Raw genomic sequence first — 26,583 nt, forward strand, 5'->3', positions numbered from 1 at the left:
TGATGGAGATATCCAGACATCCGACCACTGTTTATCAGGCGGTCGCCGCCCAACTGGAGCAGGCACTGCAAGAGCGTTATCGCTGCGGTGACTATCTGCCTTCCGAACAACAGCTAGCCGATCACTATGAAGTTAACCGCCATACGCTGCGTCGTGCAGTAGATGAACTGGTCAATAAAGGACTGCTGCAACGCCGCCACGGCGTCGGCATTCTGGTGCTGATGCGTCCTTACGATTACCCCCTGCATGCGCAGGCACGCTTCAGCCAGAACCTGCTGGAGCAGGGCAGCCATCCGACCAGCGAACGTTTGCTGGCAGTGCTGCGACCGGCCAGCAGCGACGTGGCCAGTGCGCTTGCCATTAATGAAGGCGATAACGTGATTCATCTGCGTACCTTGCGCCGCGTCAATGGCGTACCGGTGTGTGTCATCAATCACTTCCTGCCGGAACTGAGCTGGTGGCCGGCGATACAGCAGTTCCAGAACGGCTCGCTGCATGACTTTATGCAGCAGCACCTTGGCCTCGATTTAACGCGTTCGCAAACCCGAATCAGCACCCGCCGCGCCCAGGCTAAAGAGTGTAAACAGCTGGAGATTGCCCTGCAGTCACCGCTGCTGTGCGTGCGCACCCTGAATAAACACCGTGACGGTCAGGTAGCGGAATACTCCGTCAGCCTGACGCGTGGCGACATGATTGAACTGACTCTGGAGCATGAATGAAACAGCAAACCGCTCGCCAGCATTGGCTATCGGTACTCGCGCACAGCGAAGCCAGCCAGCTAAATGCCCACTGGCAGTCGCTGCACCTCAATGCACAATTTGAAGCGATTCGTCCCGCCGAAACCGGTTTAACCCGTTTGCAGGCGCGCATGGGCGGTAGCGGCAAACGCTTCGTAATGGGCGATGCCACCGTCACGCGTGCCGTAGTGAAACTGCACGATGGCACCCTTGGCTTCAGCTATGTGCTGGGCCGCGATAAAGCCCATGCCGAACGCTGCGCCGTGATTGATGCGCTGCTGCAACAGCCGGAAACCCATGCGCTGTTGCAGGAAAAATTAATTGCCCCGCTGGCGGCCTCGCGTGAAGAGCAGCGTCAGCTGCGTGCACGTGAAATCGCCAGCTCTAAAGTGGACTTCTTTACGCTGGTACGCGGAGATAACTAATGACATTACTCGCCAGTTTTAACCATCCGGTTGCCGATTCACAGCGTGCTTTTCGTCGCATCCTGAAAGCCATGAGCGAGCCAGGCGTCATGGTCTCACTGCCGCTGGAACAGGGCTGGGGCGATTTGTCTCCTGCCGCGACGGCGGTACTGCTGACGCTGGTGGATCAGGAGAGTGCGCTGTGGCTGGATAGCCGTGTAGACAGCGAAATCGTGCGTAACAACCTGCGTTTCCACACCGGTGTGCCGATTGTGGAAGAGCGCCATGCACCGTTTGCCTTAACCCATGCAGCGTCAAATCCGGATCCTGCGCAGTTCGCGCCGGGCGACAATATGTCACCGGAAAAAAGTACCACGCTGATCATTGAAGTGCCCTCCCTGAATGGGGGTTTAACCCTGCGCCTGTCCGGCCCTGGCCTGCGTGAATCACGCGCCATCGCGCCACAGTTGCCGGAAGCGATTCTGACTTATCTGCGTGAGCGTCCGCATCCGTTCCCATTGGGCGTGGATCTGATTTTCACCTGCGGTGAAGCGATGATGGCCTTGCCACGCACCACTGACGTGGAGGTGTGCTGATGTACGTTGCGGTGAAAGGGGGCGAGAAGGCGATAGCCAGCGCCCATGAGCTTCAGGCCGATCTGCGCCGTGGCGACCGCGACGTGGCGGAACTGGGTTGCGATCAGGTCGCGCAACAGTTGGGATTAGCGGTGGATCGCGTGATGACCGAAGGCGGCATTTACGATCCCCAGCTCGCGGCCTTAGCGATTAAACAAGCCAGCGGCGATTTGGTGGAAGCCATCTTCCTGCTGCGCGCCTATCGCACCACCTTGCCACGTCTGGCCGACAGCATGGCGCTGGAAACCGATGAGATGCGCATCGAACGTCGTATTTCGGCGGTCTACAAGGATTTGCCGGGCGGCCAGGTGCTCGGCCCCACTTACGATTACAGCCATCGTCTGCTCGATTTCACGTTGCTGGCCAACGGTGAAACCCCGGCGGCACCGCGTGACGATCAGGCACTGCCTGAACGCTGTCCGCACGTGTTCAGCATGATGACCAAAGAGGGTCTGGCGGCGCGTGAAGAGGATGATGGCAGCGAGCCGTGCGATATCACCCGCGAGCCGCCCGGTTATCCGGCGACGCGCGCGGCACGCCTGCAACAGCTGGTACGCGGCGATGAAGGTTTTCTGCTGGCGCTTGGATATTCCACCCAGCGTGGCTACGGGCGTAACCATCCGTTTGCCGGTGAGATTCGCACCGGCTATCTCAGCGTATCAATCTGCCCGGAAGAGCTGGGCTTCGAGATTGATATCGGCGAAATCCTGCTGACCGAGTGTGAAATGGTTAACGGCTTCACCACGCAAACCGAAGGTGCGCCGCACTTCACCCGTGGTTACGGCCTGGTGTTTGGGCGCTCAGAGCGTAAAGCGATGGCGATGGCGCTGGTGGATCGTGCCCTGCAGGCCCCCGATTACGATGAACGTATTGCCGGACCGGCGCAGGACGAAGAGTTTGTGCTGTCGCATGCCGACAACGTGGAAGCGGCGGGCTTTGTTTCGCATCTGAAACTGCCGCATTACGTCGATTTCCAGGCGGAGCTGGAGTTGCTGAAACGGCTGCGTGAACAGGTTCAGGAGCAAAACGATGAGTGAGTTAACCGGCTATAACAACGGCTATCTGGATGAGCAGACCAAGCGCACCATTCGTCGCGCGATCCTCAAAGCGGTAGCGATTCCGGGTTATCAGGTGCCGTTTGCCGGACGAGAAATGCCGATGCCTTACGGCTGGGGCACTGGCGGGATCCAGATCACCGCCAGCATCATTGGTGACAGCGACGTGCTGAAGGTGATTGACCAGGGCGCGGATGACACCACCAACGCCGTATCCATCCGTCGTTTCTTCCAGCGCGTCAGCGGCGCAGCGACCACTGAAGCCACCAAAGATGCCACGCTGATCCAGACGCGTCACCGCATTCCGGAGACGCCACTGCAGGAAGATCAGGTGCTGATTTTCCAGGTGCCGATTCCTGAGCCGCTGCGCTTTATCGAACCACGCGAAACGGAAACTCGCACCATGCACGCACTGGAAGAGTACGGCATCATGCAGGTCAAACTGTATGAAGATATCGCCCGCTACGGCCATATCGCCACCACCTACGCCTATCCGGTCAAGGTCAACGATCGCTACGTGATGGATCCATCGCCGATTCCGAAATTCGACAACCCGAAGATGCACATGATGCCCGCACTGCAGCTGTTTGGTGCTGGCCGTGAAAAACGCATCTACGCGCTGCCGCCGTACACCAAAGTGGAAAGCCTCGACTTCGACGACCACCCATTCACCGTACAAAGCTGGGATGAACCCTGTGCCCTGTGCGGTTCACGCCACAGCTACCTTGATGAGGTGGTCATGGATGATGCCGGTACGCGCATGTTTGTCTGCTCCGATACCGATTTTTGCCACCAGCAGCAGGAACAACAACATGCACAGTGAACAGCCGCTGCTTGCGGTCAACAATCTGACGCACCTCTATGCGCCAGGCAAAGGTTTTGAAGACGTTAGCTTTGAACTCTATCCAGGGGAAGTCTTGGGCATTGTGGGCGAGTCTGGTTCCGGCAAAACCACGCTGCTGCGCAGCCTGTCGGCGCGTTTAGCGCCACAGCAGGGCAACATTCTCTATCGCGCTCAGGATCTCTATCAGCTAAGTGAAAGCGATCGCCGCCGCTTACTGCGCACCGAGTGGGGCGTGGTGCATCAGCATCCATTGGATGGATTGCGTCCGCAGGTCACGGCAGGCGGCAATATCGGTGAGCGCTTGATGGCCGTCGGCCAGCGCCATTATGGCGATATCCGTAAAGAGGCGATGCGCTGGTTGCAGGACGTCGAAATCCCCGCTAACCGCATCGACGATTTGCCGACCACCTTCTCCGGCGGTATGCAGCAGCGTTTGCAGATTGCCCGCAACCTGGTGACCCAGCCCACGCTGGTGTTTATGGATGAGCCGACCGGCGGACTGGATGTATCCGTGCAGGCGCGACTGCTGGATCTGCTGCGTACCCTGGTACGTGAACTCAATCTGGCGGTGGTGATTGTCACGCACGATCTCGGCGTGGCGCGCTTGCTGGCGCACCGTCTGTTGGTGATGAAGCAGGGCAGAGTGGTGGAGAGCGGTCTGACCGATCGGGTGCTGGACGATCCGCACCATCCCTACACCCAACTGCTGGTTTCATCGGTGCTGGCTTAACTTCATCAGGACATCAACATGCAACCTTTATTGCGCGTAGAGAAACTCAGCAAAACCTTTGTGCTGCACAACCAGAGCAGCGCCGAGCTGCCGGTGCTGCAGGATGCCAATCTTGAAGTGTGCGCCGGTGAGTGCGTGGTGCTGCACGGTCGCTCCGGCAGCGGAAAATCCACCTTACTGCGCGCGCTGTACGGCAACTATCAGGCCAACAGCGGTCATATCTGGCTGCAACATCAGGGTGAGTGGATCGATATGGCACAGGCTCCCGCGCGCCAGATACTGGCGATTCGCCGCGAAACCGTTGGCTGGGTCAGCCAGTTCCTGCGGGTGATCCCTCGCGTCCCGACGCTGGAGATCGTAATGCAACCGCTGTTAGAGCGCGGCGTGGAGCGTGCTTTCTGCGAGAAACGTGCCAAAGAGCTGCTGACACGGCTGAATGTGCCGGAGCGTTTATGGTCACTCGCGCCATCCACTTTCTCCGGTGGTGAACAGCAGCGCGTCAACATCGCGCGTGGTTTTATCGCCGACTATCCAGTGCTGCTGCTGGATGAACCTACCGCTTCCCTCGACAGTGCCAACAGCGCCGCGGTGGTGGAATTGATTGAACAGGCGCGCACCCGTGGTGCCGCCATTGTGGGTATTTTCCATGACGAAGCGGTGCGCGCACGCGTGGCCGATCGCCTGCACGTCATGCAGCCGGTTAAAACAGGAGCAGAAGCATGATCGTCAATAACGTCCGTTTGGTGCTGGAACATGAAGTTGTCACCGGTTCGCTGGAAATCCGTGAGGGTCGCATTGCCAGTTTCAGTGACAGTACCAGCCAATTAGCGGGCGCACTGGATGGCGAAAACGCCTTCCTGCTGCCAGGTCTGGTCGAGTTGCACACCGATAACCTCGATAAGTTCTTCACGCCGCGTCCGAAAGTGGACTGGCCGGCGCACTCAGCAATGAGTAGCCACGATGCGCTGATGGTCGCCAGCGGTATTACCACGGTGCTGGATGCCATTGGTGTCGGCGATGTGCGCGACGGCGGTCATCGCATTGAGAACCTGAGCAAGATGATCAACGCGATTCAGGACAGTAACCGCAAAGGCATTAACCGTGTCGATCACCATCTGCACCTGCGCTGTGAGTTGCCCCATAACACCACACTGCCGCTGTTCGAAAAGCTGATGAGTACGCCGGAGCTGTCATTGGTGTCGCTGATGGACCATTCGCCAGGTCAGCGTCAGTACGCTTCACTGGAGATGTATCGCCTCTATTATCAGGGCAAATATTCGCTTAATGATGAGCAGATGGATCAGTTCGAGCGTGAGCAACTGGCGCTGGCCGCTGAGTTCTCCACCCCGAACCGCAACGCCATTTCCGGCCTGTGCCGTTCGCGCGGCATTCCGATTGCCAGCCACGATGACGCCACAGCGGCACACGTTGCCGAATCACACGATGTGGGCAGCACCATTGCTGAATTCCCCACCACGCTGGAGGCCGCACGCGCCTCGCGCGAATGCGGTATGCAGGTGTTGATGGGCGCGCCGAATATCGTACGCGGCGGCTCGCATTCCGGCAACGTGGCAGCCTGGGAGCTGGCCAGCCATGGCCTGCTGGATATTCTGTCATCCGACTATTACCCGGCGAGCCTGCTGGACGCGGTGTTCCGTTTAGTGGCGGATGAGCGCAACAGCCTGACGTTGCCACAAGCCGCCGCGCTGGTGACACGTAATCCGGCTCGCGCTATTGGTTTGCACGATCGCGGAGTGATTGGCGAAGGCATGCGTGCCGACCTGGTGCTGGCGCATACCGAACATGGGCATCCTCACATTCGCCACGTCTGGTCGCAGGGCAGGCTGGTGTTCTGATGGCGCGCCTGATCTGGCTAACCGGGCCTTCGGGCTCGGGTAAAGACAGTCTGTTGAATGCGCTACGCGAAGCGCCGCCGGATAACCTGGTCATCGCCCATCGCTACATTACGCGTCCGGCCGATGCCGGGGGCGAAAACCATGTGGCGCTGAGCGAGGCCGAGTTTCGGCGGCGTCAGACACTGGGATTGTTTGCCATTAGCTGGCAGGCGCACGGCCTGTTCTACGGGCTGGGAGAGGAGATCGACCACTGGCTGGCGCGGGGTTTAAATGTGCTGGTCAATGGTTCACGTCTGCATTTGCCGATTGTTGAGCAGCATTACGGGGCACAACTGTTGCCGCTGGTGCTGCAAGTCTCTCCGGCGGTGCTGGAAATGCGTTTACGGCAGCGCGGACGTGAAAGTGAAGCCGAAATCGGTAAACGGCTGGCGCGTGCGGCAGAACCGCTGCCTGCGCATTGCCATCCGCTCAATAACGATGGCGCACTGAGCGACACGCTCGACACACTGCGTCAACTGCTGGAGCATCCGCCATGAACCTCACTTTTCTCGGTACTGGAGGCGTGCAATCTGCGCCGCTGTTTGGCTGTGATTGCCACGCTTGCGAACGTGCACGTCTTGAGCCACGACGCGCTCGTGCTGCCACCAGTGCGCTGATTGACACCGGCAGCGAACGTATTTTGCTGGATGCCGGACGTCACGATCTGCATCAGCGCTTTCGTCCCGGCGAGCTAAGTCGCATTTTACTGACCCATTTTCATATGGATCATGTAGCGGGACTCTTTAGCCTGCGTTGGGGATTGGGTGAACCGATTCCGGTGTGGGCGCCACCGGATGAGAAGGGCTGTGATGACCTGTTTAAGCATCCGGGCCTGCTGGATTTCCGCTCCGCGCTCACGCCTTTTGTGCCTCACAGTTTCGGGACGTTGCAGGTCACGCCGCTGCCGTTACAGCACTCAAAACTCACTTATGGCTACCTGTTCGACTGGCACGGTACGCGTCTTGCCTGGCTGTGTGATACCTGCGGACTACCCCCGGACACTGCAGATTTTCTTGATGGTCAATCGCTGGATCAGCTGGTGATTGACTGCAATGACCCGCCGCGAGAAAGCGTGCGCAATCATAATGATGTGACGCGCGCATTGCAGATTATTGAACAGCTGGCGCCGCGCCAGGCCTGGCTTATCCACCTGAGCCATGAGATGGACAGTTGGTTACTCAATAATCGCTTACCGGACAATGTGCTGGCGGCTACTGACGGTCAGACCATCACGGTCGGTTCCTCACACGCTGTCACTGTTTAATCATTTTACTGTCATCAAGACTTCATCGGATTTGCCCGTAATAACGGGCAATCAAGACCTCAGCGAGATGGAGTGCAACATGGCACAGGCATTACTGAAAACCGTTATCGACAATCCTTATGTTCCGCACGCCGGGCAAGGCAACAAGGTGCTGTCGGTACAGGGACTGTGCAAGGCGTACGGCGAAAACCGCGTACTGGATAATGTCAGCTTCGATCTGCATGCGGGCGAGCTGGTGGCCGTGATTGGTCGCTCAGGCGCAGGCAAATCGACACTGTTACACATGCTGAACGGCACCATCAGTGCTTCGCAGGGCGCGATTCTCAGCAATCGTCAGGGTGAAGCGGATCGTGATGTAGTGACGCTCAACAGCCGCCAGATGCGCGAATGGCGCAGCGAATGCGGCATGATCTTCCAGGACTTCTGTCTGGTGCCGCGTCTTGATGTACTGACCAACGTCCTGCTGGGACGCCTGAGCCAGACCTCAACCCTGAAATCCTTCTTCAAAGTGTTCTCCGAAGCGGACCGTGCGCAGGCCATTGAGCTGCTGCAGTGGATGAACATGCTGCCGCAGGCGCTGCAGCGTGCGGAGAACCTGTCAGGCGGACAGATGCAGCGCGTGGCGATTTGCCGTGCGTTGATGCAGAACCCGCGCATCCTGCTGGCGGACGAGCCGGTGGCTTCACTCGATCCGAAAAACACCAAACGCATTATGGATGTGCTGCGTCAGGTGAGCGAGCAGGGCATCAGTGTGATGGTGAACCTGCACTCGATTGAACTGGTGAAGCAGTACTGCACTCGTGTTATCGGCATTCAGCGCGGCAAAGTGCTGTTTGACGGACATCCTTCTCAGTTGACTGATGGCTTGCTGCATGAGCTATACGGCGACGAAATTAACCAGCTCCACTAACTTCCACGGCAAGAGAAAAAACACGAATGAAACTGACCTCTTTAGCTTTATTGACTGTTGCAATGACTTTTGGCGTTAACGCAGCGGATGCACCAAAAGAATTGAACCTCGGGATTTTGGGTGGACAGAACGCCACTCAGCAGATCGGTGATAACCAGTGCGTGAAAGATTTCTTCGATAAAGAGCTGAATGTCGATACCAAAATGCGCAACTCGTCTGACTACTCAGGCGTGATTCAGGGCCTGCTGGGTAACAAAATTGATATGGTGCTGAGCATGTCTCCAGCATCTTACGCTTCCGTCTATCTGCAGAACCCGAAAGCGGTTGATGTTGTCGGCATCGTGGTAGATGACAAAGACGGTTCACAGGGTTACCACTCAGTCGTGATCGTGAAAGCGGACAGCCCGTACAAAAAACTGGAAGACCTGAAAGGTAAATCTTTCGGCATGGCCGATCCGGATTCAACTTCTGGCTTCCTGATGCCAAACCAGGCGTTCAAGAAAGAGTTCGGTGGCACAGTTGACGACAAGTACAATAACACCTTCTCCAGCGTCACCTTCTCTGGCGGCCATGAGCAGGACATCCTGGGTGTGCTGAATGGTCAGTTCGAAGGCGCAGTGACCTGGACCTCCATGATCGGTGATTACGACAAGGGTTATACCTCTGGTGCCTTTGGCCGCATGATGCGTATGGACCAACCTGACCTGATGAAGAAAATCCGTATCATCTGGCAGTCTCCGCTGATCCCGAACGGTCCAATCCTGGTGAGCAATAACTTGCCCGCTGACTTCAAACAGAAGCTGGTGGCGGCGATCAAGAAGCTGGATAAAGAAGACCACAGCTGCTTTGTTAAAGCGGTGGGCGGTGCTCAGCACATCGGCCCGGCAACCGTTGCCGATTATCAGAACATCATTGATATGAAACGTGATCTGATGAAAGGCTCACGCGGTTAATTTCGCGTCTGGCTGGCAGGGTCGCCCGTGATGGCGACCCTTTTCACATCTGCACCACCCTCTACCACAGGACATTCCCCTTGACCGATTTCGAACACTACTACCAACGCATTCGTCGCCAGCAAAAGCGCGACACCGTGCTCTGGTCGCTGCTGTTGGTGGCGCTCTACCTCGCTGCGGGCAAGATGGCGGAATTCAATCTGGTCACCGTCTGGCAATCACTGCCACACTTTTTCGATTACATCGGCGAAACCGTGCCGGTGTTGCATCTGCCCGTGCTGTTCTCCGATGGAAAAACCGAAGGCTCGCTGGCCTATTGGGGCTACCGTCTGCACTTCCAGTTGCCGCTGATCTGGGAAACCCTGCAGCTGGCGCTGTCGTCGACCATTGTGGCAGTGATGGTGGCTGGGGTACTGGCGTTTTTCGCAGCTGGTAACACCCAGACGCCGCGCAGCGTCCGCATCGCGATCCGTGCTTTCGTCGCTTTCCTGCGCACCATGCCAGAACTGGCGTGGGCAGTGATGTTCGTGATGGCGTTTGGCATTGGGGCGATTCCCGGCTTCCTCGCACTGGCGCTGCACACTGTGGGCAGCCTGACCAAACTGTTTTATGAATCGATTGAAAGCGCTTCAGACAAACCGGTGCGCGGCCTCGCGGCATGTGGAGCGACCAAATTACAGCGCATGCGCTTCGCCTTCTGGCCGCAGGTGAAACCAACGTTTCTCTCTTACAGCTTTATGCGTCTGGAAGTGAACTTCCGTTCTTCTACCATCCTTGGATTGGTGGGGGCGGGCGGTATCGGTCAGGAGCTGATGACCAACATCAAACTGGATCGTTACGATCAGGTGAGCATCACACTGCTGCTGATCATTGTGGTGGTGTCGCTGCTGGATACGGTATCCGGCTGGTTGCGCCGTCACGTGGTGGAAGGGGATATCAAATGATCGCATTAGTACCGGATGTGGCAAAACTGAAGCAGGAACATCCTGCACTGTTCGCCGCACAGAACCGTTATCTACGCCGCGTGGCTGGCGTTGCACTTGCCATCGCGCTCTATTACCTGTTCTTCTTTGAGTTTTTCGGTATTGAGTGGAGCCGAGTTATTATCGGTTGCGAGCAACTAGGGCGTTACTTCCTGCGCATGTTCGTTTGGCAAGACTTTATGAACTGGCCATTTGGCTATTATTTCTCCCAGATTGGCATCACGTTGGCGATTGTCTTCGCCGGGACGCTGACCGCTTCCATTATTGCGCTGCCGGTTTCCTTCCTTGCCGCCCGCAACGTGATGCACGATCCGATTGCCCGTCCGATTTCCTTAGTGGTGCGCCGTTTGCTTGACATCCTGCGCGGTGTCGATATGGCGATTTGGGGCCTGATCTTTGTGCGTGCAGTTGGCATGGGACCACTGGCGGGTGTGCTGGCGATTGTGGTACAGGATGTGGGCTTACTGGGCAAACTGTATGCGGAAGGGCATGAAGCGGTTGAGCGTTCGCCGAGCCGGGGTTTAGGTGCGGTGGGGGCCAATAGTCTGCAGAAACATCGCTTTGGCATCTTTACCCAATCCTTCCCGACCTTCCTGGCATTGAGCCTGTACCAGATTGAATCCAATACCCGTTCGGCGGCGGTACTCGGCTTCGTTGGCGCAGGGGGTGTCGGTCTGGTTTATGCCGAGAACATGCGCCTGTGGAACTGGGATGTGGTGATGTTCCTGACCATCTTGTTGGTTGGCGTGGTGATGATCATGGATGTGATCTCCAGCAAACTGCGTAAGCGCTACATCACGGGGAAACCGTTGCCGCTGTGGCAGCCTGCCGTGCGCGATTAAGCCGTTCACTGCGTTGCCAGGCGCGCTCCAGCGCCTGCGCTAACTGTGCCTGCTGCCAGGGCTTCGCCAGCCGTTCACATAGCGGCAGCGTGACCTGGCTCTGGCGCAAATCCTGACCGCTGATCAGCAGGGTGGCCAGTTCTGGCCACTGCTGCTGTGCCTGACGAATCACATCCGCCCCGTTTAACGCGCCGGGTAACATCAAATCACTGATCAACAACTCAATATCTGGCGTCTGCCGCAGCAGCGTGAGTGCGGATTCGCCATCGCCACACTCTAAAGTGAGGTAGCCGAGTTGATGCAGATGCTCACACAATGTCTGCCTGACGGCGGGTTCATCATCCAGCACCAACACCAGCCGGTCACTGCTGGCACCCGGCGTAAACTCGGGAAGAGTCGGCGCGGGCTGGACCGCTTCCGGTGCGCGCGGCAGTAACAGGCGCACGGTGGTACCCTGGCCGGGGGCGGTTTCCACTTCGATCTGCCCGCCAGATTGACGCACAAATCCATATACCATCGACAACCCCAGTCCGCTGCCGCTGCCGGTCTCTTTGGTGGTGAAAAATGGCTCAAACACCTGTTCACGTACCTCGGCTGACATGCCGCAGCCGTGATCGATAACTTCAATGGTCACGCGATCGCGTTTACCATCCGCTTCCTGCATTCGCTGATTCCAGATGCGCAGGCGAATTTCTCCGCTCTGTTTCTCCATGGCATCGCGTGCATTGACCACCAGATTCATCAGCGCATTTTCCAGTTGCCCGGCATCGATCCACGCGGGCCAGCCGGGGCGTTGCGCATCAACCACTAATTGCTGACCGGGCAACAGTGCATGCTGTAACAGTGAGTGCAGATTATCGACCAGCTCAATGACTGATACCGCACGCGGATAAAGCGACTGTTTACGTGAGAAGGCCAGCAGCCGCTGGGTAAGCTGTGCCGCGCGGTCGGCCGCCAGCCGGGCTCGCTCAATGCGACTGGCCAGTGAACCGGAGGGGAGTTGGCCCACGGTGAGGGCCAGACTGCCAATAATCACGGCCAGCAGGTTGTTAAAGTCGTGGGCGATACCGCCGGTGAGTTGGCCCACCGCTTTCATTTTTTGGCTGTGCAGCAGCGCTTCTTCCAGCGCCTTACGTGTGGTGCGCTCCAGCACGGTATTGACCATGCCACGGCGTGGCACCGGGCTAAAGCGCAGTTCCAGCGTGCGGCCGTCGGGCAGGCGAACTTCCTGCGCATCCTGCAGGCTGGTGAGCTGCACACCCATTCGTTCTAGCAGACGCTGATAATGCAGGCCACGATGCAGAACGCGTGCCGGAATGCCGAGTAACTCGGCGTACTGCGCGTTCCACACCACCAGTTGCCCACTGTTATCGAACAGCGCAAAGCCATCGCGCATCGCGAGGAAAGTGGATTCCAGCTGATTGCTTTTCTCTTTTAACAGACGTGAAGTGTGGGCCAGTGAAGCAGTATTGCGTGCAAAGACGTTAAAGGCGCGAGCCAGATCGCCGAGCTCATCACGGCGGGCCAATCCCGGAACATTGACGCTTTTCTCGCCCTGGGCCAGACGCGTCATGGCGTGGGCGATAGCGGTCAGGCTCGAACCGAGATTACGATAAATGTAGTAACCTGCGTAACCGGTGATCAACAGTGCCAGCAGCATAAACAGGCCAATAAACCCGATGATGGAGTCCAGCTCCTGATGCGTGGCGGTACTGCGCGCATCGCTCTGCTGCGCCACCAGTTGCACATAATGGGTGATGTCACCATTCAGCATCGCCACCAGCGCTTTGATGCGATAGGTCGCGTAGGCAATGGCAATATCGCTCTGCTCAAGCTGATCAGCGATGGGTTGTAAGCTGCGCGTGGTGTCGACCAATCGGTCACGCTGCATCGCCAGCGCATCCTGTAACGGTAGGGCGGACCAAATGGGCAGCACCTGCTGTAATTGCTGTTCAGCGGCTTGTGGCGCAGTGGATTGGATTGCCACCTTTAACAGGGCATCCGTTTGCTGGCGCAGCGGCAAAAAAGCGCCGTCGCTGGCGAGCACATCAATGCGATTCAGCAAGAGTTGTGCCTGCCACAGGCCACTCAGCATCACATTACGTTGTAAGTGGCGTTGATGGCCAACCCCAAGCAGCTGATTGATGCTCTGTTCCAGCATCTGGCTGCGTTCTCGAATGCGCGCCAGCAGTTCAGGTTGCTGTGCGGCCAGAGGCGCGTTCGCCAGCAGGGATAGGGATTGTTGTAACGCTTGCTGCGTCTGCTGCAGACGAGCCGACTCGCTTTGATACTCCAGCGCACCCACCACCTGCGCCAATCGTACGGCGGCGGTGGCCACGTTGGCAGTATCCCGCGCCAGCGCCAGGCTGCCGTTCATATCCGCCAGGGTTTGCGCCTGTGCCTGCTCCTGAATGTGACCGGCGTGGCGAAATCCAAAAATAGCCACCAGGCTCACCGCCAGCGTGACACTCACCACTAACAGGTTAAACAGCAGCAGGCGACCCCGCGCGCCAGCGTGCCAGTGCAGACTCTGACTCATTGCGGTCACTCCTTACCTCTCAGCTCCCGGCGAGTATAGAAGCGTGACCGGGGCGCAATATGACAAATATGAATGGCCGCTGACATTTTCCATTTATCTGGCGTTGCAACACTCGGCGACAACTTCAGAAAGCAGGAGTCAGGCGATGGCGGCGACACCGATATTAGAAATGCGCGAAATCACCCGACGCTTCGGCAGTTTCTACGCGTTAAAGGGCGTGGATCTGACCGTGTGGCCGGGTGAAGTCCATGCGCTGATGGGCGAAAACGGTGCCGGGAAAAGTACGCTGATGAAGATTCTGGCCGGTGCTTATACCGCCAGCAGCGGGGAAATTCTTATCAACGGTAAACCCTACGCCATCAAAGGCCCAAAAGAAGCGCTGGCAGCAGGCATCACGCTGATTTATCAGGAAATCAATCTGGCACCTAATCTCACCGTGGCAGAGAACATCTTTCTCGGCAGCGAGATCACGCGCGGTGGGCTGGTGAAACGGCGGCAGATGGCGGAAGAGGCACAGCAGGTGATTAATCGTCTGGGTGCCCAATTCAGTGCCAACGATCTGGTGAGCAAACTCAGTATCGCTGAGCAGCAGCAGGTGGAGATTGCCCGCGCGCTGCACCGCAACAGCCGCATTCTGGTGATGGATGAACCCACGGCAGCACTCTCCAATCGCGAAACCGAACAGCTGTTTGCGCTGATTAAACGCCTGCGCAGCGAAGGCATGGCGATCATTTACATTAGCCATCGCATGGCCGAAGTGTATGAGCTTTCGGATCGCGTCAGCGTGCTGCGTGATGGGCAGTATGTTGGCAGCCTGACGCGCGATCAGCTTAATGCCAGTGAACTGGTGCGCATGATGGTTGGCCGTCCGCTGAGCGATCTGTTCAATAAAGACCGCAACATTCCCTTCGGCGAGGTCCGTCTCGCTGTCAATCACCTGACCGATAACCGCAAAGTCCATCCCAGTAGTCTCTCGGTGCGTGCCGGGGAGATTGTCGGATTGGCGGGATTGGTCGGTGCCGGACGCAGTGAGCTGGCGCAGCTGATTTTTGGCGTGCATCAACCCAGGGGAGGCGAAATCTGGATCGATGGCGAGAAAGTCAAAATTCATTCGCCGCGAGATGCCATCGCACGTGGTATTGGCTTCCTCACCGAGAACCGTAAAGAGCAGGGGCTGTTCCTGGAACTGGCCGCACAGGAAAACATCGTGATGGCGACGCTGGAACGCGATGCCAGCTACGGCCTGCTTAATCGGCGTAAAGGGCAAAAGATTGCCGGTGATGCCATCGAATCACTCAACATTCGTGTGCCGCACGCCCAGGTACGGGCCGGGGGGCTATCGGGCGGTAATCAACAGAAACTGCTGATCTCACGCTGGGTAGCGATTGCACCACGCATTCTGCTGCTGGATGAGCCCACGCGCGGCGTGGACGTCGGCGCCAAGAGTGAAATCTACCGCATGATGAACCAGATGGCGCAACAGGGCGTGGCGATTTTGATGATCTCCAGCGAACTGCCGGAGGTGGTCGGGATGAGTGACCGCGTGTATGTGATGCGTGAGGGCAGTATTGCCGGAGAGCTGAGCGGCGCAGAGATTAGCCAGGAAAACATTATGACACTGGCCACCGGCGCACAGCCGGTACAGGCCTGAGGAGACCGCAATGACCAGTGAAACTGCACGCGTAAAAAGTCCAACGCTTAAACGCGCCTTGATGAGCGACCTGCTGCAAACGGTAGGGATTCTGCCGATTTTGATCCTGATTGTGGCGGTATTTGGTTTTGTTGCGCCGAACTTCTTTACCGAAGCTAACCTGCTGAATATTACCCGTCAGGCTTCGATCAATATCGTGCTGGCGGCGGGGATGACCTTTGTGATCCTCACCGGCGGGATCGATCTGTCAGTGGGCTCGATGCTGGGCACCACGGCGGTCGTGGCGATGGTGGTGTCGCTGGATCCGGCCTTTGCGGGCCTGACCATCCCGGCGGCGCTCGGCGCAGGGCTGATTATGGGCCTGTTCAACGGACTGTTGGTGGCATGGGCTGGCTTACCGCCCTTTATCGTGACGCTCGGCACCTATACCGCCTTGCGCGGGGCGGCGTATTTACTGGCGAATGGCACTACCGTCATCAACTCTGACATCAATTTCGAGTGGATAGGCAACGGTTATCTCGGGCCGATCCCCTGGCTGATCATTATTGCCTTTGCCGTCATCGCGCTGTGCTGGTTCATTCTGCGCCGTACCACCCTGGGTGTGCACATCTACGCCGTGGGCGGCAACGTGCAGGCGGCGCGCCTCACCGGGATCAAGGTCGGTATGGTGCTGGTGTTCGTCTATGCCATGAGCGGCATGTTGTCGGGGCTGGGTGGATTGATGAGTGCCTCACGTCTCTACAGCGCTAACGGCAACCTGGGTGTGGGATACGAGTTGGATGCGATTGCTGCGGTGATTTTGGGCGGCACAAGCTTTGTCGGCGGTATCGGCACCATTACCGGCACGCTGATTGGTGCGCTGATAATCGCCACGCTGAACAACGGCATGACGCTGATGGGCGTTTCTTACTTCTGGCAGTTGGTCATTAAGGGCGCTGTGATCATCATTGCCGTACTCATCGATAAGTACCGCACACGTCATCACGTGGGTTAAGGGTGTATTTGCAACAGGCTGTCACACAACGGCGATCTGCTGGATCGCCAACATAATCAAAAAAGCAGGAGAACATCGACTATGCGTTTTAATCCGATTCTGACCGGACTGCTGGCGGCGACGTTGTTGAGTGCGCCACTGGTGCAGGCAAAAGAACTCAAATCCATTGGTGTCACCGTCGGCGATCTCGCCAATCCGTTCTTCGTGCAGATCACTAAAGGTGCTGAGCTGAAGGCGCGTGAACTGGCCGGCGACAAGGTCAATGTGACGCTGGTTTCCAGCGGTTACGATCTTGGTCAGCAGGTGGCGCAGATAGATAACTTTATCGCCGCCAAAGTGGACATGATCATCCTTAACGCCGCCGATTCCAAAGGCATCGCTCCCGCGGTGAAACGTGCGCGTGATGCCGGCATCGTGGTGGTGGCGGTCGACGTGGCGGCTGACGGTGCCAATGCCACCATTACCTCCGATAACACCCAGGCAGGTGCGATGGCCTGTAAATACATCTCTGATCGCCTGAAAGATAAAGGCAACGTGGTAATCATCAACGGACCGCCGGTGTCAGCGGTGCAAAACCGGGTTGAAGGCTGTATGAACGAGCTGAAAACTCATCCCGATATCAAACTGCTCTCCTATAACCAGAACGCCAAGGGCAGTCGCGATGGTGGCCTGGAGGTGATGACGGGACTGCTGTCTGCCAATCCGAAGATCGATGCGGTGTTTGCGATTAACGACCCAACGGCGATTGGTGCCGATTTGGCTGCCAAGCAAGCCCAGCGCAGTGAGTTCTTTATTGTCGGCGTCGATGGTTCGCCAGACGGCGAAGAAGCCCTGAAACGTAAAGGCTCGCTGTTTGTCGCCACCCCAGCGCAAGACCCGCAGGTGATGGCAGCCAAAGCGGTGGAGATTGGCTACGACATCCTGCAGGGCAAACCCGCACCTGACAAACCGGTGCTGATTCCGGTCACGATGATCGATCGCAATACTGTCAGCAGCTACAAAGGCTGGACGGTGAAATAACGTTGATTTCTTGAGGCGGTCTCTGGGCCGCCCACATTGGGAGCGGAGTTATGCATCGATCCGAAGTGAACGCCATTCTGCAACTCACCCGCGAATTCTTTATGCGACAGGATGTGCACCTGCCGCCCTGGGCCGACTATGGCCTCAGCCAATGGCGTGCGCTGGATAAACGCCACGCAGAAGAGCTGCTGGCGCTGCATCTGGGCTGGGATGTCACCAGTTTTGGCGCTGATGATTTCTCTCAGACTGGCTTAACCCTGTTTACTCTGCGCAACGGGTCGCGCGGCGGTCAGCCGTGGGGAAAACCTTACGCTGAAAAAATCATGCACGTGCGGGAAGGGCAGGTGACGCCGATGCACTACCACCCACAAAAGATGGAAGACATCATCAATCGCGGTGGCGGCAATCTGATCGTCACGCTGCATAACCGCGCGGGCGACCGGCTTGATGACTCACCGGTAAAAGTCACTTTAGATGGCATTCGCCAAACTCACGCGGCGGGATCGCAACTGCGTCTTTCCCCGGGCGAGAGTGTCACCTTGCTGCCCGGTATCTGGCACAGTTTCTGGGGCGAAGAGGGCTATGGCGATGTGCTGGTTGGCGAAGTCTCGATGCCCAACGATGACGAGCATGACAACGTCTTTCTCACACCGCTGGCGCGCTTTAATCCGATTAATGAGGATGAAGATCCGCGCTGGCTATTGTGTAACGAATATCACCGCTGGCTGGCATAAAGGAGTTCACGATGGCACTGATTTCTCTGGCGCAGGGCCTGGCCCATGCGCAACAGCACCAATACGCGCTCGGCGCATTTAACGTGCTGGATACCCATTTTCTGCGTGCGCTGTTCCAGGCGGCTGAGCAACAGCGCTCACCGTTCATCATCAATATCGCGGAAGTGCACTTTAAGTATGTCAGTCTGGAACATCTGATTGCGGCTGTACGCACAGAAGCGGCGCTACATGATATCCCGGTGGTGCTCAATCTTGACCATGGTTTGCACTTTGAGGCGGTCATGCAGGCGATTCGCCTCGGATTTACTTCGGTGATGTTTGATGGCTCCACCCTCAGCTATGAGGAGAATGTGCGCCAGACCCGTGAAGTGGTGAAGATGTGCCACGCCATTGGCGTATCGGTTGAAGCGGAATTGGGCGCGGTGGGCGGCGATGAAGGTGGGGCACTGTTTGGTGAGGCTGACAGCAACAAATTCACCGATCATGCTCTGGCGGCGGAGTTTGTCCAGTCAACCGGGATCGATTGTCTGGCCGTAGCGATTGGCAACGCGCACGGCAAATACAAAGGTGAGCCGAAGCTCGACTTTGAGCGTCTGGCGGCAATTCGCTCGGCGGCAGGCATTCCTTTGGTGCTGCATGGCGGTTCAGGGATCAGTGATGCCGATTTCCGCCACGCCATCAGTTTGGGCATTCATAAAATCAATTTCTATACCGGCATGTCACAAGCCGCACTAGGCGCGATAGAAAAGCAAATTACTCAGCGTGATGCGCGCTACGACTCGTTTGCTGAACTGCTGATGGCGGTAGAACACGATATTGCCAATGTGGTGGCGCAGCAGATGCAGGTGTTTGGCAGCGCCGGGAGGGCCTGACATGGTGCAACGCAACGGTATTCTCGGTGCGGGCAGTATGCTGGTGGATCATGTACAACGTATCACGCATTGGCCAGAACAAGGCTGGTTAGCGGAGATCACCCACAGTGAGAAGTGCAGCGGAGGCGCTGCACTGAATGTGCTGTTCACCCTGGCGCGCATGCAGGTCAATTTGCCGCTGGCCGGTGTCGGCATGGTGGGCGGGGACAGTGACGGTGATTACATCGTGCAGTTGCTGGACGATCATCAGATTGATCGTCAGTTTGTACAACGCACGCGCAATGTCAGCACGGCGATGACACAAGTGATGACCACGCCCGATGGTCAACGCACGTTTTTCCATGCCCGCGGCGCCAATGCCGAACTGGATTTGCCCCATTTTGCTGAAGTTGTCACTTCACATCGTATATTTCATGTCGGCTATTTGTTGTTGCTGGATAGTCTCGACCAGTCTGATGAGATTTTTGGTACGCGCAGCGCGCATCTGCTGGCACAAATGCAGCAACGGGGTTACCTCACTTCGCTGGATTTGGTGTCGCGAACCGGGGAGTATCGCCCGTTGGTGGTGCCGGCGTTACGCTGGCTCGATTATCTGGTGATTAATGAACTGGAGGCGCAGTCACTCACTGGCGTGACGCTGCGCAGCGCTTCGGGGCTGGCAGCACCCAGCGCGTTTGCCGAGGCCGCCGCCTGGTTACTGGAACAGGGCGTGCGCCAACGCGTGGTGATCCATGCCCCTGAAGGTGCCTGGGGACAAGAGAGCAGGGGTGAAGTAGGGTGGCAGCCGGCGTGGTGCCTGAAACCAGAAGAGATTGTCGGCAGCGTTGGGGCGGGAGATGCGTTTTGTGCTGGGGTGTTATATGCCAGTCATGAAGGTTGGCCCCTGCTGGAGACATTGAAGCTGGCACATACCTGCGCTTGTTTCAATTTGCATGCAGCGAATGCGCTGGACGGCACGCGGCCATTGGCCGAGATGCAGCGCTGGATGAATCAGGCAATCTGTGTTTCACGCGCGGCTGAAGCCGGACGCAATACATCAGCGGAAAATACGTAACCGAGGCCACGGATGGTGCGGATAAGGCTGGGTTGGTGTGGATTGGCTTCGATTTTCCGCCGCAGTCGCATGATGAGCACGTCTATGGTGCGGTCGAACACCTCAAGACTCTCATTGTGAGTCAGTTCCAGCAGCTGATCGCGCGTCAGCACTTTGCGTGCGTGACCCACCAGGGCGCGCAACAGGGTATATTCGCCTTGAGTGAGGGCGACACTTTCGCGCTGAGGATTAAACAACTGACAACGCGCATCATCCAGCCGCCAGCCATTGAATTGCCATCCTTCATCCTGCTGTGCATCAGCTTGTGTCAGACGTCCACAGCGGCGCAGTGCTGCACGCGCGCGCGCGACAACCACCCGAGGATTGAAGGGTTTGGCGATGTAATCATCCGCACCCATCTCTAATCCCACCACCATATCTGCTTCCGAACCCATCCCGGTCAGCATGATGACCAACAGGTCCGGCCGCTGCCGCTGCATCTGTTGCAGCACCAGTAAGCCGTTGGTGTCCGGTAGCATCATGTCCAGCATCACCAGGGAGATCTCGGGATGCAGGCTGAGCAGCGCAAGGGCATCTTTGCCCTGATGGCAGCTGTAGACGGTAAACACATGTTCACTCAATACATCGTGCAGCAATTCACACACGGCACGATCATCATCAACGACCAAAATCGCGGGCTTCATTGCGCTGTCTCTTATGTTGCGAAAGGGTTAAAAGCAGTGTAACCCGATGTTTTTGAGCTGCTGTCCTGTGCTGCAGAAACGTGAGCGCCATCGCTGAGCAGTGTGCGAAAGCGTGCGTTGCCGCAATCTTTTTCCTCTGGAAGGCAGTAGAAGGGAAAACGATTGCGCAGCCATGGTGCAATGCACCATAATCGCGCCCTGATCGGGTTCAGAATTATCCTAACCGTAACCGCATTTTGAAACGTAAACGATTGCGTGCGGTGATGGCATAGCTATTGCTATGTGGACAGGGGAAAGCGGAAGGTGTGTCTGCCTTGGGTCCAGCGTGTGTCGCTTTCATCAATACAATAATTAGTTTGTTAACCACATTGGCAAGAGAGAACGTGCACCCGTGCCGTCTCCGCTCATGAGAGATGATGATGTTAGAAAAACTCTTCAAACTTAAAGCGCACAACACCACCGTGCGCACCGAAATCATTGCGGGTATCACTACCTTCCTGGCCATGGCCTACATTCTGTTTGTTAACCCGAGCATTCTCGGTGCGACCGGCATGGATAAAGGTGCGGTCTTTGTGGCGACCTGCTTAGCGGCGGCAATTGGCTGTGTGCTGATGGGGCTGATCGCCAACTATCCCATCGCGCTGGCACCGGGCATGGGGCTCAATGCTTTCTTCACTTATACCGTTGTGCTGCACATGGGCTACACCTGGCAGATCGCACTCGGCGCGGTGTTCCTGTCAGCGGTGATCTTCTTTGCGCTGTCAATTTTCAAAATTCGTGAGTGGATTATTGCCAGTATTCCGCTGCCTCTGCGCGCGGGTATCGCTGCCGGTATCGGCTTGTTCCTGGCACTGATTGCGCTGGAAGGCGCGGGCATCGTGGTGGATAACCCTGCAACACTGGTTGGCCTGGGCGATCTGACCAAACCGGGTCCGCTGCTGGCACTGTTAGGCTTCTTCATCATTGTGGCACTGGAAGCGCGTCGCGTGACCGGCGCAGTGTTGATCGGCATCCTGGTCGTGACCTTTATCTCGATGGGCATTGGTCTGACGCCATTTGGTGGCGTGTTCTCAGCACCCCCTTCTATTGCACCCACCTTTATGCAACTGGATATCGCCGGTGCGTTTAACGTGGGTCTGGTGAGCGTTATCTTTGCCTTCCTGTTTGTGGATGTGTTCGATAACACCGGTACGCTGCTGGGCGTGACCAAGCGTGCGGGACTGGCGGATGAGCAGGGCAATGTGCCGAAAATGGGCCGTGCGTTAATCGCTGACAGTGCGGCTGCGCTGTTTGGTTCACTGCTGGGTACCTCAACGACCACCAGTTATGTTGAATCTGCTGCGGGTGTCAGTGCCGGTGGTCGTACTGGTTTAACGGCGATTGTGGTTGCTGTACTTTTCCTGCTGAGCCTGTTCTTCTCGCCGCTGGCGGGTAGTGTTCCGGTTTACGCTACCGCACCAGCATTACTGTTTGTGGCGGTGTTGATGGCCTCTGGTTTGGCCGAAATTGACTGGAAAGACATCACCACGGCTGCGCCAGTGACCGTCACCGCGCTGACCATGCCTTTGACTTACTCCATCGCCAACGGTATCGCCTTCGGTTTCATTACCTGGACCGTGGTAAAACTGCTGAGTGGTCGTACGAAAGAGATCAATGCTGCACTGGTGATTCTCTCGATTCTGTTCGTCATCAAACTGGGCTGGCTGAGCGCTTAAGTTTTGGTTTCCGGAAGCCCGATCGGGCTTCCGTGTTTTCTGTTTCATCCCCACCAATATTTTATGTGCCATCTCTCGCAATCCCTCACTGTGACTGCTTTTGTTATTTCTCTGCCAGTTTTAACCTGCGCGACGTATTGATGCCTGCCTGAACTTTTTTGCCGCGAATGGCGGGTTCGTGGAATGTTTAAGCGGCTCGAATCTGTTTCACTACGCTGCAAGGTGAAGAGATAGCCGGGACTCTCTGGAGGTTTGTAATGGAATACGCCATGCGTACTGCCCCGTTTCTTCCACCACTTATCTATGTCGTCAGGAATATCGGAGATTCAAAAATGGAAGAATTAACTCAACGAGTCGGATTGCTGGAAAAAACTACGCATCAAATTCAACAGGATGTTGCCGTCCTGACCGCGCGATCCGAGAATTTTGCGACCAAGGCCGATATCGGCACGCTGCGTACCGAATTGCTGGGAGAAATGGGAAAGTCGGAAAAGCGTACCGATGATAAGTTCGAAAAGATGGCGCTGCACTTTGACGATAAGCTGGGGGGAATGGCGCGGCATTTCGACGATAAACTAGGGACAATGGCGCTGAATTTCGACGATAAGTTGGGAGGGATGGCGCGGCATTTCGACGATAAACTAGGGACAATGGCGCTGAGTTTCGACGATAAACTGGGAAAAATGGCGCTGCATTTCGATGATAAATTGGGAAAAATGGCGTTTCACTTTGACGATAAACTTGAAAAGTTGGAAGTGCGCATCGACGACAAGTTGGACAAAATGGAACTGCGCATCGACGACAAGCTAGACAAAATGGAACTGCGTATCGACGACAAGCTAGACAAAATGGAACAACGCATCGATGTGAAGTTTGAACGCATGGATGAAAAATTTGAGAAGAAGTTTGTCAGGATCGATGAGAGGTTTGAAAAGCTCAATGTGAAATTTGAAAAGCTGAATGACCGACTCACCTGGTCGATTATGGTGCCCGCTATTCTGGCTGTGCTGGCCTGGTTTGTGAAAGACCTGTTGGTTAAAGTTTGAACTGAAATCCCATGTAATTCCGGCCCCAATGGGACCGGAGTTTAACCTTTACCTGAAAGGGGGTTCATTAAAGGTGCGCAACTTCCTTGAATGCAACTTATCGCCCTCAGCACGCAGCAGTTCTACCGCGCAAATGCCAATCTGCAGGTGCTCAGAAATAGCCCCCTCATAGAAACGATTCGCCTGGCCCGGCAATTTAATCTCGCCGTGCAGTGGCTTATCCGAGACGCACAGTAAGGTGCCGTAAGGTACACGGAAGCGATAGCCTTGCGCGGCAATCGTGGCACTCTCCATATCAACTGCCACCGCGCGACTCAGGTTAAAGCGCAGTGCAGAAGCGGAGTAACGCAACTCCCAGTTACGGTCATCTGTGGTCACTACCGTACCGGTGCGCAGACGCTGTTTTACCTCTTCTCCCGGCATGCCGCTCACGGCTTTGGTGGCGTCATAGAGCGCGCGCTGCACTTCAGCAATGCTTGGAATAGGAATGTCCGGCGGCAGCACACTATCCAGCACATGATCGTCACGCAAATATGCATGCGCCAGCACGTAATCACCGATGGTCTGGCTTTCACGCAGGCCGCCGCAGTGACCAATCATCAGCCAGGCGTGGGGGCGAATCACTGCCAGATGGTCGCAGATGGTTTTGGCATTGGACGGACCCACACCAATGTTCACAAGGGTGATGCCACGGCGATTCGGTGATGTCAGGTGCCAGGCCGGCATCTGGTGCTTCTTCCAGGCCAGATCAGACATCATTGCCGTGGGATCCTGGGTGTCAGCGGTGATCACCACATCGCCAGCACAGGCAAGGCTGTCATAGGGTGTGGAAGGATCCTGAACCTGCTCAATCGCCCAACGCACAAACTCATCGACATAGCGCGTGTAGTTAGTGAAGAGCACAAACGGCTGGAAATGCTCGACGGCTGTACCGGTGTAGTGGCGTAAACGCGCCAGTGAGAAATCAGTGCGCAGTGCATCGAAGTGTGACAGCGGGAAAATGGCATTCGCATGGAACAGGCCATCTGCGGTTTCATCGCCAATCTGCGACAGTTCGGTGGTAGGGAAATGGCGCGCAATGCTGGCGCTCATCGAGCGATCCAGTGTCAGGCCATCAATGACGTACGGGTACGGAATCTCCTGCTGAGAAGGCACCACTTCAACCAGGACGTCGTACTCTTTCTCCAGCATCTGTAATTGCTCACTCAGGTAGTGACGCAACAGTGCCGGGCGGGTAATGGTGGTGCTGTAACTGCCGGTGTGGGTAAAACGTCCCCATGCACGAGTGCGGTTTTGCTGTGGGCCTTCACCCAGCCAGGTGATGCGCAGTTCCGGATAAACAAACAGACCTTTCTGTCGCGCATCTTCATCCGGCAGCGTGCCGGTTGTCGTGAAATCGCGAATCGCGTTGCGCAGTGCTTCCACTGCGCTTTCATACAGGCGCTCCAGTTCATCCAGTGCCTGCTGGCTACTCAATCCGTTCCGTTGCGTATTCATAGATTCTCCTTCAGGAAACGTGGACCGATTTGACCAGAGCATAGCGGATAAACACCCCAGCACGATGAATAATCTGTGATCGACCGCATTCTGCACCATCACGGTGCTGGTATGCGGCTTAACTCTGGCTATGTTTATGATTAGCAGGGATGTCACCTCGCGCCTCGTCTACCCTGGCGCGATGCCACTGCAAAAAGCTGCCACCGACCGTCTTCTTTGGCGAGTTTCTTGCTTGATCCTAAATTGTGGCCCTATCGGCTGCATACAGTGCTGCAAAAGTTTCAGAAATTGATTTCTCCCAGGCCGTGGTATGGCTCCGTTCCTGACCCGTTGAGGATTGAAAGCATGTCTTTGAAATTCATGAAACACCCAGTGAAGGTGGTACTTGCAGGTTGTCTGAGCATGGCATTTTACGCTCAGGCGGATATCAAGATTGGTGTGGCAGGCCCGTTCTCTGGTCCAAATGCGACCTACGGGGCGCAATACTGGAAGGGCGCTAGTCAGGCTGCCGATGATATCAATGCCGCTGGCGGTATTAACGGCGAAAAAATTGTGCTGGTGCAGGGCGATGATGCCTGCGAACCCAAACAGGCGGTATCAGTAGCAAACCGACTCGTCGATCAGGACAAAGTGATGGCGGTGGTGGGTCACTTCTGTTCCTCCTCCACCATGCCCGCGTCAGAGGTGTATGACGAAGCGGGCGTGTTGGCGATCACCCCCGGGTCCACCAACCCGCAAATCACCGAGCGCGGCATGAAAACCATGTTCCGCATGTGTGGCCGTGACGATCAGCAAGGCGCGATTGCGGCGGACTTCATTATCGACAAACTGAAAGCGAAAAAGGTGGCGGTAATCCATGACAAAGACACTTACGGTCAGGGGCTGGCCGATGCCACCAAAGCTGCGCTGGAAAAACGTGGCGTGAAAGAGGTGCTGTATGAAGGGCTTTCACGCGGTGAGAAAGACTTCAATGCGCTGGTCACCAAGATTGGCGCGGTGAAACCCGACGTGGTCTATTTCGGTGGTTGTCATCCAGAAGCCGGTCCGCTGCTGCGTCAAATGCGTGAGCAGGGTGTGAATGCCGCCTTCTTCTCCGGAGACTGCATCGTGACGGAAGAGTTGGTGACAGCGGCTGGTGGCCCTCAATACACCAAAGGGGTTTATATGACCTTCGGTAATGACCCGCGCACCATTCCGGATGGCAAAGCGGTGATTGAGAAGTTCCGCGCCAGCGGCTTCGAACCGGAAGGTTACACCCTGTATGCTTACGCCTCTGTGCAGGCTATTGCGGCGGCTTACAAAGCGGCGGGTAAAGACAACGCCAAAGCCAGTGACTGGTTAAAAGCCAACAGCGTCGATACCGTGATGGGTAAAAAAGCCTGGGATGGCAAAGGCGATTTGAAAGTCTCGGATTATGTGGTTTATCAGTGGGATGATAAAGGCAAGTATCACCAACTGTAATTCGATACGCGGCCCCGTATCACGGGGCCTTTCGCCATTGGGCGCGAGGTATGCGCTCCCTTTAC

26 protein-coding genes are annotated in these 26,583 nt (G+C 56.5%); 23 read left to right on the forward strand and 3 right to left on the reverse strand.

Annotation, left to right across the window (positions count from 1 at the left end):
- Positions 1-2: 2 nt before the first annotated feature.
- From phnF to phnE (CRO33_RS01600), 14 genes are all read left to right on the forward strand, one after another.
- The gene (phnF, locus tag CRO33_RS01535) at positions 3-719 is read left to right on the forward strand and encodes a phosphonate metabolism transcriptional regulator PhnF (protein ID WP_097116713.1); all 717 of its coding nucleotides are present in this window, start codon (positions 3-5) and stop codon (positions 717-719) included.
- Positions 716-1,162: a phosphonate C-P lyase system protein PhnG gene (gene phnG, locus CRO33_RS01540; protein ID WP_097116714.1), complete on the forward strand. Its 447-nt coding sequence runs from the start codon at positions 716-718 to the stop codon at positions 1,160-1,162. The genes phnF and phnG overlap by 4 nt, the downstream gene beginning before the upstream one ends.
- Positions 1,162-1,737, forward strand: a complete 576-nt coding sequence (phnH, locus tag CRO33_RS01545; RefSeq protein WP_034824582.1) for a phosphonate C-P lyase system protein PhnH — start codon at positions 1,162-1,164, stop codon at positions 1,735-1,737. Before phnG ends, phnH begins: the two co-directional genes overlap by 1 nt.
- Complete coding sequence (locus CRO33_RS01550) at positions 1,737-2,813, forward strand: carbon-phosphorus lyase complex subunit PhnI (protein WP_097116715.1); 1,077 nt, start codon at positions 1,737-1,739, stop codon at positions 2,811-2,813. The genes phnH and CRO33_RS01550 overlap by 1 nt, the downstream gene beginning before the upstream one ends.
- Positions 2,806-3,654 (forward strand): alpha-D-ribose 1-methylphosphonate 5-phosphate C-P-lyase PhnJ, encoded by an 849-nt coding sequence (locus CRO33_RS01555; protein WP_058962106.1) that lies wholly within the window; start codon positions 2,806-2,808, stop codon positions 3,652-3,654. Before CRO33_RS01550 ends, CRO33_RS01555 begins: the two co-directional genes overlap by 8 nt.
- Positions 3,644-4,405, forward strand: a complete 762-nt coding sequence (gene phnK, locus CRO33_RS01560) for a phosphonate C-P lyase system protein PhnK (RefSeq protein ID WP_039332167.1) — start codon at positions 3,644-3,646, stop codon at positions 4,403-4,405. Before CRO33_RS01555 ends, phnK begins: the two co-directional genes overlap by 11 nt.
- An 18-nt stretch (positions 4,406-4,423) precedes the next feature.
- Positions 4,424-5,128 carry a phosphonate C-P lyase system protein PhnL gene (gene phnL / locus CRO33_RS01565; RefSeq protein ID WP_034824574.1) on the forward strand — a complete coding sequence of 235 codons (705 nt, stop codon included), beginning with the start codon at positions 4,424-4,426 and terminating at the stop codon, positions 5,126-5,128.
- Positions 5,125-6,261, forward strand: coding sequence for an alpha-D-ribose 1-methylphosphonate 5-triphosphate diphosphatase (phnM, locus tag CRO33_RS01570; protein WP_097116716.1), 1,137 nt, complete (start codon positions 5,125-5,127; stop codon positions 6,259-6,261). Before phnL ends, phnM begins: the two co-directional genes overlap by 4 nt.
- On the forward strand, positions 6,261-6,797 hold the full coding sequence (gene phnN / locus CRO33_RS01575) for a ribose 1,5-bisphosphokinase (RefSeq protein WP_097116717.1): 537 nt from the start codon (positions 6,261-6,263) through the stop codon (positions 6,795-6,797). The genes phnM and phnN overlap by 1 nt, the downstream gene beginning before the upstream one ends.
- Entirely contained in the window at positions 6,794-7,564 is a 771-nt protein-coding gene (phnP, locus tag CRO33_RS01580; protein WP_097116718.1) for a phosphonate metabolism protein PhnP, read from the forward strand. The genes phnN and phnP overlap by 4 nt, the downstream gene beginning before the upstream one ends.
- A gap of 79 nt (positions 7,565-7,643) precedes the next feature.
- Positions 7,644-8,474, forward strand: coding sequence for a phosphonate ABC transporter ATP-binding protein (gene phnC / locus CRO33_RS01585; protein WP_034824566.1), 831 nt, complete (start codon positions 7,644-7,646; stop codon positions 8,472-8,474).
- 26 nt (positions 8,475-8,500) lie between these two features.
- Complete coding sequence (gene phnD / locus CRO33_RS01590; RefSeq protein ID WP_034824564.1) at positions 8,501-9,427, forward strand: phosphonate ABC transporter substrate-binding protein; 927 nt, start codon at positions 8,501-8,503, stop codon at positions 9,425-9,427.
- Between the two features lie 80 nt (positions 9,428-9,507).
- Entirely contained in the window at positions 9,508-10,371 is an 864-nt protein-coding gene (gene phnE / locus CRO33_RS01595; RefSeq protein WP_097116719.1) for a phosphonate ABC transporter, permease protein PhnE, read from the forward strand.
- A complete protein-coding gene (phnE, locus tag CRO33_RS01600) occupies positions 10,368-11,252 on the forward strand; it encodes a phosphonate ABC transporter, permease protein PhnE (RefSeq protein ID WP_097116720.1) in 885 nt (294 codons plus the stop codon). Before phnE (CRO33_RS01595) ends, phnE (CRO33_RS01600) begins: the two co-directional genes overlap by 4 nt.
- Here the strand turns inward: phnE (CRO33_RS01600) and CRO33_RS01605 are convergent.
- Positions 11,206-13,791 (reverse strand): ATP-binding protein, encoded by a 2,586-nt coding sequence (locus tag CRO33_RS01605; RefSeq protein ID WP_097116721.1) that lies wholly within the window; start codon positions 13,789-13,791, stop codon positions 11,206-11,208. The genes phnE (CRO33_RS01600) and CRO33_RS01605 overlap by 47 nt on opposite strands.
- A 145-nt stretch (positions 13,792-13,936) precedes the next feature.
- Here CRO33_RS01605 and CRO33_RS01610 point away from each other — a divergent pair, with 145 nt between their 5' ends.
- The 6 genes from CRO33_RS01610 (at position 13,937) to CRO33_RS01635 (ending at position 20,116) form a co-directional block, all read left to right on the forward strand.
- Entirely contained in the window at positions 13,937-15,442 is a 1,506-nt protein-coding gene (locus CRO33_RS01610) for a sugar ABC transporter ATP-binding protein (RefSeq protein WP_097116722.1), read from the forward strand.
- Positions 15,443-15,452: 10 nt separating this feature from the next.
- The gene (locus tag CRO33_RS01615; protein WP_097116723.1) at positions 15,453-16,436 is read left to right on the forward strand and encodes an ABC transporter permease subunit; all 984 of its coding nucleotides are present in this window, start codon (positions 15,453-15,455) and stop codon (positions 16,434-16,436) included.
- 81 nt (positions 16,437-16,517) lie between these two features.
- Positions 16,518-17,456, forward strand: coding sequence for an ABC transporter substrate-binding protein (locus tag CRO33_RS01620; protein WP_058962098.1), 939 nt, complete (start codon positions 16,518-16,520; stop codon positions 17,454-17,456).
- Positions 17,457-17,506: 50 nt separating this feature from the next.
- A complete protein-coding gene (locus CRO33_RS01625; protein WP_097116724.1) occupies positions 17,507-18,190 on the forward strand; it encodes a D-lyxose/D-mannose isomerase in 684 nt (227 codons plus the stop codon).
- Positions 18,191-18,201: 11 nt separating this feature from the next.
- Positions 18,202-19,062, forward strand: a complete 861-nt coding sequence (locus tag CRO33_RS01630; protein WP_097116725.1) for a ketose 1,6-bisphosphate aldolase — start codon at positions 18,202-18,204, stop codon at positions 19,060-19,062.
- Between the two features lies 1 nt (position 19,063).
- Positions 19,064-20,116 (forward strand): carbohydrate kinase family protein, encoded by a 1,053-nt coding sequence (locus CRO33_RS01635; RefSeq protein ID WP_097116726.1) that lies wholly within the window; start codon positions 19,064-19,066, stop codon positions 20,114-20,116.
- Here CRO33_RS01635 and CRO33_RS01640 read toward each other — a convergent pair.
- Positions 20,053-20,799: a response regulator gene (locus CRO33_RS01640; RefSeq protein WP_058959928.1), complete on the reverse strand. Its 747-nt coding sequence runs from the start codon at positions 20,797-20,799 to the stop codon at positions 20,053-20,055. The two genes, CRO33_RS01635 and CRO33_RS01640, sit on opposite strands and share 64 nt — an antisense overlap.
- 416 nt (positions 20,800-21,215) lie before the next feature.
- Between CRO33_RS01640 and CRO33_RS01645 the strand changes: the two genes are divergently transcribed.
- Together CRO33_RS01645 and CRO33_RS01650 are read left to right on the forward strand one after the other, a co-directional pair.
- Positions 21,216-22,514 (forward strand): NCS2 family permease, encoded by a 1,299-nt coding sequence (locus CRO33_RS01645; RefSeq protein ID WP_211728366.1) that lies wholly within the window; start codon positions 21,216-21,218, stop codon positions 22,512-22,514.
- Positions 22,515-22,771: 257 nt separating this feature from the next.
- The gene (locus tag CRO33_RS01650) at positions 22,772-23,560 is read left to right on the forward strand and encodes a hypothetical protein (protein WP_097116727.1); all 789 of its coding nucleotides are present in this window, start codon (positions 22,772-22,774) and stop codon (positions 23,558-23,560) included.
- A gap of 48 nt (positions 23,561-23,608) precedes the next feature.
- Here the strand turns inward: CRO33_RS01650 and CRO33_RS01655 are convergent, their stop codons facing one another.
- Positions 23,609-25,057: an AMP nucleosidase gene (locus tag CRO33_RS01655; RefSeq protein ID WP_097116728.1), complete on the reverse strand. Its 1,449-nt coding sequence runs from the start codon at positions 25,055-25,057 to the stop codon at positions 23,609-23,611.
- A 402-nt stretch (positions 25,058-25,459) separates the two neighbouring features.
- Between CRO33_RS01655 and CRO33_RS01660 the strand changes: the two genes are divergently transcribed.
- Positions 25,460-26,518 (forward strand): branched-chain amino acid ABC transporter substrate-binding protein, encoded by a 1,059-nt coding sequence (locus CRO33_RS01660; protein ID WP_176505729.1) that lies wholly within the window; start codon positions 25,460-25,462, stop codon positions 26,516-26,518.
- Positions 26,519-26,583: the final 65 nt, after the last annotated feature.

The sequence above is a fragment of the Pantoea sp. GL120224-02 genome, from assembly GCF_900215395.1.
Lineage (GTDB): Bacteria > Pseudomonadota > Gammaproteobacteria > Enterobacterales > Enterobacteriaceae > Pantoea > Pantoea communis.

What these genes read in the sequence shown, in the direction of transcription:
- CRO33_RS01615 (WP_097116723.1), top strand. Translation starts at nt 15,453, where the DNA reads ATGACCAGTGAAACTGCACGCGTAAAAAGTCCAACGCTTAAACGCGCC.
- phnN (WP_097116717.1), top strand. Translation starts at nt 6,261, where the DNA reads ATGGCGCGCCTGATCTGGCTAACCGGGCCTTCGGGCTCGGGTAAAGAC.
- phnC (WP_034824566.1), top strand. Translation starts at nt 7,644, where the DNA reads ATGGCACAGGCATTACTGAAAACCGTTATCGACAATCCTTATGTTCCG.
- CRO33_RS01640 (WP_058959928.1), bottom strand. Translation starts at nt 20,799, where the DNA reads ATGAAGCCCGCGATTTTGGTCGTTGATGATGATCGTGCCGTGTGTGAA.
- phnM (WP_097116716.1), top strand. Translation starts at nt 5,125, where the DNA reads ATGATCGTCAATAACGTCCGTTTGGTGCTGGAACATGAAGTTGTCACC.
- phnP (WP_097116718.1), top strand. Translation starts at nt 6,794, where the DNA reads ATGAACCTCACTTTTCTCGGTACTGGAGGCGTGCAATCTGCGCCGCTG.
- CRO33_RS01605 (WP_097116721.1), bottom strand. Translation starts at nt 13,791, where the DNA reads ATGAGTCAGAGTCTGCACTGGCACGCTGGCGCGCGGGGTCGCCTGCTG.
- phnD (WP_034824564.1), top strand. Translation starts at nt 8,501, where the DNA reads ATGAAACTGACCTCTTTAGCTTTATTGACTGTTGCAATGACTTTTGGC.
- phnK (WP_039332167.1), top strand. Translation starts at nt 3,644, where the DNA reads ATGCACAGTGAACAGCCGCTGCTTGCGGTCAACAATCTGACGCACCTC.
- CRO33_RS01555 (WP_058962106.1), top strand. Translation starts at nt 2,806, where the DNA reads ATGAGTGAGTTAACCGGCTATAACAACGGCTATCTGGATGAGCAGACC.
- phnL (WP_034824574.1), top strand. Translation starts at nt 4,424, where the DNA reads ATGCAACCTTTATTGCGCGTAGAGAAACTCAGCAAAACCTTTGTGCTG.
- CRO33_RS01625 (WP_097116724.1), top strand. Translation starts at nt 17,507, where the DNA reads ATGCATCGATCCGAAGTGAACGCCATTCTGCAACTCACCCGCGAATTC.
- CRO33_RS01655 (WP_097116728.1), bottom strand. Translation starts at nt 25,057, where the DNA reads ATGAATACGCAACGGAACGGATTGAGTAGCCAGCAGGCACTGGATGAA.
- phnE (WP_097116720.1), top strand. Translation starts at nt 10,368, where the DNA reads ATGATCGCATTAGTACCGGATGTGGCAAAACTGAAGCAGGAACATCCT.
- phnG (WP_097116714.1), top strand. Translation starts at nt 716, where the DNA reads ATGAAACAGCAAACCGCTCGCCAGCATTGGCTATCGGTACTCGCGCAC.
- CRO33_RS01620 (WP_058962098.1), top strand. Translation starts at nt 16,518, where the DNA reads ATGCGTTTTAATCCGATTCTGACCGGACTGCTGGCGGCGACGTTGTTG.
- CRO33_RS01610 (WP_097116722.1), top strand. Translation starts at nt 13,937, where the DNA reads ATGGCGGCGACACCGATATTAGAAATGCGCGAAATCACCCGACGCTTC.
- phnH (WP_034824582.1), top strand. Translation starts at nt 1,162, where the DNA reads ATGACATTACTCGCCAGTTTTAACCATCCGGTTGCCGATTCACAGCGT.
- CRO33_RS01660 (WP_176505729.1), top strand. Translation starts at nt 25,460, where the DNA reads ATGGCATTTTACGCTCAGGCGGATATCAAGATTGGTGTGGCAGGCCCG.
- phnF (WP_097116713.1), top strand. Translation starts at nt 3, where the DNA reads ATGGAGATATCCAGACATCCGACCACTGTTTATCAGGCGGTCGCCGCC.
- CRO33_RS01550 (WP_097116715.1), top strand. Translation starts at nt 1,737, where the DNA reads ATGTACGTTGCGGTGAAAGGGGGCGAGAAGGCGATAGCCAGCGCCCAT.
- CRO33_RS01645 (WP_211728366.1), top strand. Translation starts at nt 21,216, where the DNA reads ATGATGTTAGAAAAACTCTTCAAACTTAAAGCGCACAACACCACCGTG.
- CRO33_RS01650 (WP_097116727.1), top strand. Translation starts at nt 22,772, where the DNA reads ATGGAATACGCCATGCGTACTGCCCCGTTTCTTCCACCACTTATCTAT.
- CRO33_RS01630 (WP_097116725.1), top strand. Translation starts at nt 18,202, where the DNA reads ATGGCACTGATTTCTCTGGCGCAGGGCCTGGCCCATGCGCAACAGCAC.
- CRO33_RS01635 (WP_097116726.1), top strand. Translation starts at nt 19,064, where the DNA reads ATGGTGCAACGCAACGGTATTCTCGGTGCGGGCAGTATGCTGGTGGAT.